7 protein-coding genes are annotated in these 7,531 nt (G+C 65.5%); 2 read left to right on the top strand and 5 right to left on the bottom strand.

Annotated features, from left to right (window positions below):
- The 4 genes from G4L39_RS01655 to G4L39_RS01640 form a co-directional block, all read right to left on the bottom strand.
- On the bottom strand, positions 1-368 hold a 368-nt coding region (locus G4L39_RS01655), incomplete at its 3' end, for a tetratricopeptide repeat protein (protein WP_165105418.1).
- A 221-nt stretch (positions 369-589) separates the two neighbouring features.
- Positions 590-1,681 carry an LptF/LptG family permease gene (locus G4L39_RS01650; RefSeq protein ID WP_165105416.1) on the bottom strand — a complete coding sequence of 364 codons (1,092 nt, stop codon included), beginning with the start codon at positions 1,679-1,681 and terminating at the stop codon, positions 590-592.
- 83 nt (positions 1,682-1,764) lie between these two features.
- Complete coding sequence (gene lpxA / locus G4L39_RS01645) at positions 1,765-2,547, bottom strand: acyl-ACP--UDP-N-acetylglucosamine O-acyltransferase (RefSeq protein WP_343203289.1); 783 nt, start codon at positions 2,545-2,547, stop codon at positions 1,765-1,767.
- 15 nt (positions 2,548-2,562) lie between these two features.
- Entirely contained in the window at positions 2,563-3,918 is a 1,356-nt protein-coding gene (locus G4L39_RS01640) for a bifunctional UDP-3-O-[3-hydroxymyristoyl] N-acetylglucosamine deacetylase/3-hydroxyacyl-ACP dehydratase (RefSeq protein WP_165105413.1), read from the bottom strand.
- Between the two features lie 363 nt (positions 3,919-4,281).
- On the opposite strand from G4L39_RS01640, the gene msrA reads away from it, so the two are divergent.
- Both msrA and panD read left to right on the top strand, forming a co-directional pair.
- The gene (gene msrA / locus G4L39_RS01635; RefSeq protein ID WP_165105411.1) at positions 4,282-4,848 is read left to right on the top strand and encodes a peptide-methionine (S)-S-oxide reductase MsrA; all 567 of its coding nucleotides are present in this window, start codon (positions 4,282-4,284) and stop codon (positions 4,846-4,848) included.
- A gap of 174 nt (positions 4,849-5,022) precedes the next feature.
- Positions 5,023-5,403 (top strand): aspartate 1-decarboxylase, encoded by a 381-nt coding sequence (gene panD, locus G4L39_RS01630; protein WP_165105410.1) that lies wholly within the window; start codon positions 5,023-5,025, stop codon positions 5,401-5,403.
- A gap of 64 nt (positions 5,404-5,467) precedes the next feature.
- Here the strand turns inward: panD and G4L39_RS01625 are convergent, their stop codons facing one another.
- On the bottom strand, positions 5,468-7,498 hold the full coding sequence (locus G4L39_RS01625; RefSeq protein ID WP_165105408.1) for a heparinase II/III domain-containing protein: 2,031 nt from the start codon (positions 7,496-7,498) through the stop codon (positions 5,468-5,470).
- Between the last annotated feature and the right edge of the window lie 33 nt (positions 7,499-7,531).

The raw sequence follows: 7,531 nt of genomic DNA, 5'->3' as shown, positions 1-7,531 counted from the left end.
GGACGGGGACCGGATTTGGCCGGGGTGAAGTCGGTGTCGGTGGCGGGGGTGGGGGGGGCGAGGCTGGCGGCGCGGGCTTCGATTTCGCGGAGGGCGGCGCGGGCTTCCTCGTCGTCGGGGTGCCTTTGGAGGATGCTTTCGTACTCGAGGATGGCGGAAGAGAACTGGCCGAGCTGGACGTAGGCCCGGGCGATGCGCTTGGCGGTTTTGATGACCTGTTCTTCCTGTCCGAGCTTGGCGTAGGCTTCCTTGAGGATTTCGAGCGATTGATAGTCGAGGGGTTGCGATTGAGCAATCACCTCGAACATCTCAATCGTCTGCATGAGCTGGGCGACTTCGCTTTGGCTGAGTGTCGTCGCAGCGGCCATGAATTTGACCTTTTACGGGGCCCCCGTGGGGAGCGCAAGCCTGCCCGGTTCGGTGGCAATGCAGACGGTGCCGAAGGCCGCAGATCCGGGCTGCGGTTCGGACCAGCTGCACGGGCATCCGACGGGGCTTGAGCGCGGCTCCGGACGGTCGCCCCCGGTTTGTTGTCCGTTCCTATATCGGCAGGATGGGCCGGAACTATAGCGCGGGTTTTGGGGAGGGTTCAGGGGGCGTGATCGGCGCGCCAGAGCAACCATGCGCCGGTGATCTGGAAGAGGAAGTTGGGCAGCCAGACGATCAGGTGGGGGTGCAGGTCGGGTCGGGTGTCCCATGCATTGGCCAGAAGGAGGAAGCTGAAGTAGACGGCCACCAACACCAGGGCGATGCCGACGCTCAGGTTGGTTTCGCGGCGGTGAAGCCGGGCGCCGAGGGGGATACCCACCAGGCAGAAGGAGAAACAGGCGAAGCCGAACGCCATGCGCTGGTGGATCTGGACGCGCACGGGGGTGACATCCACGCCCTGCTGATGGCGGAGGTTCTTTTCCTGGAGGAGCTGGCGCCAGGTCAGCTCGCTGAGCTTGGGTTGGCGGGGCGATTCGCGGCCGGGCGGCGTCAGTTCGTAGATCAAGGTGCGGGCGTATCCCGCGGGCAGCCAGCCCTCCGAGCTTTTCCGGGCGGCGACCACGTCGTTCAGTTCCAGCCGGAGCCGGCTGCCCTGATCTTCCGTCAGGAGGCGGCCCGACTCGGCCCGGAGTCGGAACTCGGCGTGTCCCTCGGCGTCAAGTTTCCAAAGGAGGACCTCCTGAAGGTTCCCCTGACGGTTGCGGCCGACGTACAGAACCAGGCCGGGGTAGTCGTGGATGTATTGTTGTTCGGGGATGAGGCTGCCGGCCATTTGGAGTCCGACCCGGGCCAGCAGGGCTTTGTAGGCCACGCGGCTGCGGGGTGCCCACTCGGCGTTGAAGAGGACGGCGACGAAACTGAGGAGCAGGCCGAGGATCAGGATGGGGGCGGCCAGGGCGGTGAGGCTGAACCCGCTGGCGCGGGCGGCGGTGAGCTCCTGGTCGGCGCTGAACCTGCCGAACACGAGCAGGGTGGCGGTCAACAAGCCCATGGGGAGGGCAAACGGTGCGACGTAGGGCAAGAGCAATCCCAGCGCTTCGAGCACCAGCGCGGGGTGGACCTGACGCTGGACCAGCAGGCCGAGGATTTCGCGCAGCACGTTTCCGAGCAGCAGGACGAACACGAAGACCAGCACGGCCATGCCCATGGCCGCCAACACCTGGCCCAGGAGATAGCGTTGGAGCGTGTTCACGGCAGCGGCAGGGCGGATGCGGCATCCCGCCCGGTCCACGGTCGCAACCCTGCGATCTTTTTCCGGCGGCGACTCATGATGCGTCAGCGGCTGATGCCCCGCGAGCTGCTTCGGATGAAGTTCACCAGGTGACGGAGTTCGGGGTAGGGTGGCAGCTCGGCTTCGATCCTGGCCAGGGCATTGGGCAGGCTGAGCCCGCTGCGGAACAGGAGTTTATGGGCCTGCCGCAGGGCGGCCTGGACTTCCTCGGCGATGCCCGCGCGTTCCAAGCCCACCTTGTTGATGGTGACGGTTTCGGCAGGGTTGCCGTCGGCCAGCATGAAGGGGGGTACGTCCTGCACAACCTTGGAACAGCCGCCCACCATCGCAAGCCGCCCGATGCGACAGAACTGATGGACGGCGGCGTAGCCGGCCAGGACGGCCTGATCTTCCACGTGCACGTGCCCGGCCAGCCCGGCGTAGCTGGACATGATGATGTGATTCCCCAACACGCAGTCGTGGGCGATGTGGCAGTAGGCGAGGATGTGGTTGTCGGATCCGATGATGGTGGCGCCGCCGTCCCCGGTGGCGCTGTGCACGGTGACACCTTCTCGAAAGGTGTTGCGGTCACCGATTTCGACCCGGGTCACCCCGCCCTGCCATTTCAGGTCCTGGGTTCGCAAACCGATGGAGGCAAAGGGGTAGATTTCATTGTCACAGCCCAGCCGGGTATGTCCGTCAATGACGACATGCGAATGGAGTCGGCAACGGTCGCCCAACTCCACATGTTCGCCAATGACGCAGTAGGGGCCGATGACGCAGTCGCGTCCGATGCGTGCGCCCGGGTGAATGATGGCTGTGGGGTGGATGGACATGGGCGGGCCGATGCGAGCGGGTGCGGATCAGGCGTCCATTAACATGAAGGTGACCACGGCTTCGCTGACCACCTCACCTCGAACCTTGCAGACGCCGCGGGCCTTCCCGACCTTGCCGCGGGCTTTGACCAGGTCCACTTCGATTACCAGCGTGTCGCCGGGCAGGACCGGTTTGCGCCATTTGACCTCTTCGGCCGACATGAAATAGGCGATTTGCGGTTTGTCAGCGAAGCGTTTGCGCATCAGGACGCCGGCGACCTGGGCGATGGCCTCCAGTTGCAACACACCGGGGAAAATGGGATGCCCGGGGAAGTGCCCCTGGAAGAACGGTTCGTTGATGGTGACGTTTTTGATGCCGACGATCCGTTCGTTTTCCAGGAGGGCAATCCGGTCCACCAGCAGGAACGGGTACCGGTGGGGGATGAGTTTCATGATCTCGGAGATGTCCAGGGCGCAGGCATCGAGCACCGGATCGTGCGGGGGTGGAGGTTGGGCCGGGGTTTCCCGCGCGGGTGGGGGCGGGGCGAAGGCCGGCACGGAGCCACGACGGCATCGGGCGTCCAACTGTCGGACCAGTTCGCAATTTGCCGCGTGGCTGGGACGCACGGCCACCAGGTGACCGAGGATCGGGCGGCCCAACAGGGCGAGGTCACCCACGATATCGAGCATTTTATGGCGGACGAACTCGTCCGGATACCGGAGGGGTTCGGTGGTCAGGACGGCGTCGTCGCGGATGACAACGGCGTTTTCGAGGCTGCCGCCCTTGATGAGCCCGTTTTTGATGAGAAACTCGATTTCCTCGAAGAAGCAAAAGGTGCGTGCGTGGGCCAGTTCGCGTTCCCAGGATTCGGGTGTGACCACGAGGGAAAAGAACTGGGTGTAACGGCCGGCCTGGTCGGCGCTGGTACAACTGATTTTGAACTCGGGGGCGGGGACGAGGTGCATGAACGTGTCGCCCATTTGGAGCGCCAGGGGTTCGTTGACAGCGTAGGGTTGTCGGGGGGCATCCTGGGGTTGCAACCCGGCTGCGTGGATGAGTTTGACGTATTCCCGGGCGCTACCGTCGGCGATGGGGGGTTCGTTGGCGTCGAGCTCCACGACGACGTTGTCGACGCCGCAGCCGCTGAGAGCGGCCAGCACGTGTTCCACTGTATGGATGCGGACGGATCCCTTGCCCAGCGTGGTGGACCTTTGCGTGTCCACCACGTTCTCGATGCGTGCCTCGATTTCGGGCCGGGCTTCCAGGTCCACCCGCCGGAACCGGATGCCATGGCCGGCGGGCGCGGGGACCAGGGTCATGTTGACCCGGTTACCGCTGTGGAGACCGACGCCCGAAAAGCTGACGGGACGTTTGATCGTTTGCTGCGAAAGCACGGGCGGCATTAGACCAGTCCGGGCCGGTTGTGGCAAGGCGAGAGGCCGACCGGGCCGGGTGCAAACCATCCTGGTACCCGGGTTTCCGAGTCGATGCTGGGTGGCCGACCGGGGTTGCCGACCTTGGTACGGGTCGCAGAGCGGTTGACAGGTGGGGAGTGACCGGCAACGCTTCCCAGGCGGCTGGCCCCGATTATTGGCGGTTCGTGCCAGCCGGGCGTGCAGGTTTCTCGCCGGGAAAGCCACTGGCAACGGTACGATTCCGGGCTAAAGTGGTGGGTGATGTTGCGATTGTGCGATGGCAGAATGAAGCGGGGGCCGGGTTGGCGGGTTGCTCAGACGCTGGTGTTGTGCGCAGGTTTTTGTATGGGCATGGAACCGCAGGTTCATGATTCCGCCGCAGCCACCGAGGAGGCGCCGGGGCGGGAGATCGCCGTGTTCGGCGGGGGTTGTTTTTGGTGCATGGAAGCGTTGTTTGAGACGCTGCCCGGCGTGATATCGGTGACCAGCGGTTACGCCGGGGGTCATGTGCCCCATCCCACCTACAAACAGGTGTGCACGGGCACGACCGGCCATGCCGAGGTCATCCGGGTGGAGTACGACCCGCGTCGGATCCGGTATGAGGATCTGCTGGAGGCGTTCTGGGAGGCACATGACCCGACCACACCCAATCGCCAGGGCAACGACGTCGGACCACAGTACCGGTCGATTATTCTCTACGTGAACGAGGCCCAGCGCCGGGCGGCGGAGCGTTCCAAAGCGGAGGCGGCCCGTCGATTCTCGCGGCCCATTGTGACGGAGATTGTGCGGCTGGAGCGGTTCTATCCGGCCGAGCCGTATCATCAGGACTACTTCCGCAAGAACCCGGAGCAGGCGTACTGCCAGTTTGTGATCCGGCCCAAGTTGGAAAAGTTCTTGAAAGCCCGGCAGAGGCCGTGAGTTGCTTCCGGATGGGCGGGGAATTTACCGGCCATGCTGTGCGGTGTTGGGACCTCTTGATGCGGATGGTCTGTGGCATTGAACGGGGGTGACAGGGCCGCGTATATTGCTTCGACCGGGAGGGCGCCCTGACGGGGTCGATGAATCATCCCAGGGGTTGGGGCGCCGTTGCTTATGCAAGTTTTATTGTTGAAATCCAAGATCCATCGGGCGGTCGTGACCGCCGGGAACGTGGACTACGAAGGGAGTCTGGGCATTGACCGGGACCTCATGGACCGGGTGGGGTTGTTTCCGTACGAGAAGATTTTGTGCGGAAACCTGGCGAACGGGGAACGATTTGAGACGTACGCCATTCCGGCGCCGCGGGGGTCGCGGGCCATCGTCCTGAATGGTGCGACGGCTCATTTGGGCAAGCCCGGCGATCGTTTGGTGATCATGAGTTACACCTGGGTGGACGAAGCACTGGCCCGGGATTGGCGACCGCGGGTGATTGTCCTGGGCGAAGGCAACCAGGTGCTGGAGCAGGACGAACCGCGCGCTGGCACCACCGATTAAGTGGCGCGGGGTAGGGGCCCGGCCGGGCAGGTTCAGGGGGTCTGTCGTGGCGGGTGGCCGGACGTCAGGGTTGGGCCGGTTCAAATGTCATGCGCATCTCGCCGCGAGGGGCAGCATCCCGAAGTCGAATGGCTATCCGGCGCGGTTTTTGCGGGGTGCGCACGTCCTCCTCAAGGATCTCGTCCGCGAGGGTGTAATCCTTGCCGGATGTGTCCAGGGCCGCGCGGACAATTGCGGTACCTTCACCGATCTGCAGTCCCGCGGTTTGTGCGGACCAGGGAGACCAGGTTACGAGCGCGGATTCGAACGGAATGGGGCGTGCGGCTTCCCAACGATCCGTGACGGTCAGGGTGGGCCGGGCGCCCCTGCGGAATTCGAATTCCCGCTCCAGCTTGGTCAATCCGTTGACCCGATACGCGCTGCGCAGGTCGAACACCACGCGATCGGCTTCGGGGCTCAGCGAGACGGAGACGACGCGGGCACGGGCTGCGGCACCGGTGGATTGCAGTTGACCGTCCACGACGGGGACGCTGTGGCCGTAGGAACTGAGGACGCGGCTTTCGTAGCGCCGGGCGCTGAAGGTGCGGGCGGTGTACACCTCGGCGCCCGGATCACAAATCACCATGGTTGAGCCCACCACGAGGCTGAAGCTACCCACGTCGTTGTGATTGTGGTGTTCGGCGTTGTGGCCGCCCTTGAGGCATGCGGCGAAGGGCGGCTGGCCCGGGCCAGGGCGGCAGATCAAGACGCCCGCGTCCTGAAACCAGGTCCGCAGCGGATCCGGGTCGGGCGCGGCGGTGGAGGAGGGAATGGGCGGCAGCGGCCGTGGCAGGAAGGTGTCGAGCAGGGTGATGGCCAGGGCGCGGCCCGGCCCGGGTTGGGTGGGGCGAACTCCGCCGGGGAACGTCCGTTGCAGCCGTTCCGCCAGGATGCGGACGACCCGGGCGTCGGGTCGCGTGCCCGGTGAGCAATCGGAAATGCTGGGGTAGATGCCGTTCAGGATCTCTGCGCGCCAGGGGAATCGGGCGGGCATTTGGGCTTCTGGCAGGGCCAGCAGGTCGAGCCGTCCGTCGGTGGCCCGGCGAAGCATTTCACCGAGCCACACATAATGGCCGAACCCGTAGTTCCAGTAGCCCAATCCCTCGCTGCAATAGCCGTCGGGGGTGAACCCTTGCAGGAAGGACCGGATGCGTTCTTCCGCCACGGCGACGAACCATGCCCGATCCCGGGGCGATTCCACCATGGCCAGGGCGGTTCCCACGGTTCCGGCCAGGCAGACGGCGTTCCAGTTGTGGGTGGCCCGGAGCCAGAACGCTTCGGGCTGGCGTCCCTCGATCATTGCGCGGAAGGGCTCCAACGTGCGGCGTTGCAGGTTCGCGCGGATGAGGGAGCGGAGTTCCGGGGACAGACGGTCACCCAAAAGCCCCAGGGCCGCGGCCAGGTCCCAGCTCAGGGCGGTTGAGCCCAGGTCCATCTCCACGACTTCTCCTCGAAAATTGCGGAGCGCTGCGTCGTGAGCGGGGTACACCCAGGTGCGTTCGGCGCAGAGGGCCCGGATGGTTTCCTCCAGGGGTGGGAGGAAACGGCCCCGGTCCTCGAGGGCTTCGGCCAGGGCAAAGGTGGTGACGCGGGCGCGGCGCGCGAAAGCCACGCGTTGCCAGCGCTCGCGGTTGCCGGTCCTGGAGAAATCGAGGTACAGGTCGTCGGGCTGTTCGGGCAGGCCGGCCCGGGCGTCGGTTTCGGCATCGCGGATGAGGGCGCGCCACTCCGGCTGGTTCAGGAGGGCTGACCAGGCTGCGCGGTTGGTGATGGGCTGGCCCGAGGCGGTCGGCCGCGCGGGCAGCCAGGCTGCAATCTCGTCCACCCGGGCCGCAGGCGGAGCAGCGGCGAACAGGGTCGGGCCCAGGCTGAGAACCAGAACCAGGGCAAGCAGACATCGGGGACGCGGGATTAGTGGCGACGGGCGTCGTGTTGCGACCAGGGCCAGCTGCGCTGCCGGGGTCGCCCATTGCACGCCGGCGGGCCAGCCGCCATGTTCTTGCACGCCGTTGCGTGCGAGCATGGGTTCGGGCAGGGACGGCCGGGGCAGTCGCATTCGGTCCGCCGACCTTGCAGGTTTCGACCCGTT

It is taken from the genome of Limisphaera ngatamarikiensis (assembly GCF_011044775.1).
Classification (GTDB): domain Bacteria; phylum Verrucomicrobiota; class Verrucomicrobiia; order Limisphaerales; family Limisphaeraceae; genus Limisphaera; species Limisphaera ngatamarikiensis.
This window is presented reverse-complemented; position numbering and strand designations above follow the sequence as displayed.

What these genes read in the sequence shown, in the direction of transcription:
- G4L39_RS01640 (WP_165105413.1), bottom strand. Translation starts at nt 3,918, where the DNA reads ATGCCGCCCGTGCTTTCGCAGCAAACGATCAAACGTCCCGTCAGCTTT.
- msrA (WP_165105411.1), top strand. Translation starts at nt 4,282, where the DNA reads ATGGAACCGCAGGTTCATGATTCCGCCGCAGCCACCGAGGAGGCGCCG.
- G4L39_RS01625 (WP_165105408.1), bottom strand. Translation starts at nt 7,498, where the DNA reads ATGCGACTGCCCCGGCCGTCCCTGCCCGAACCCATGCTCGCACGCAAC.
- panD (WP_165105410.1), top strand. Translation starts at nt 5,023, where the DNA reads ATGCAAGTTTTATTGTTGAAATCCAAGATCCATCGGGCGGTCGTGACC.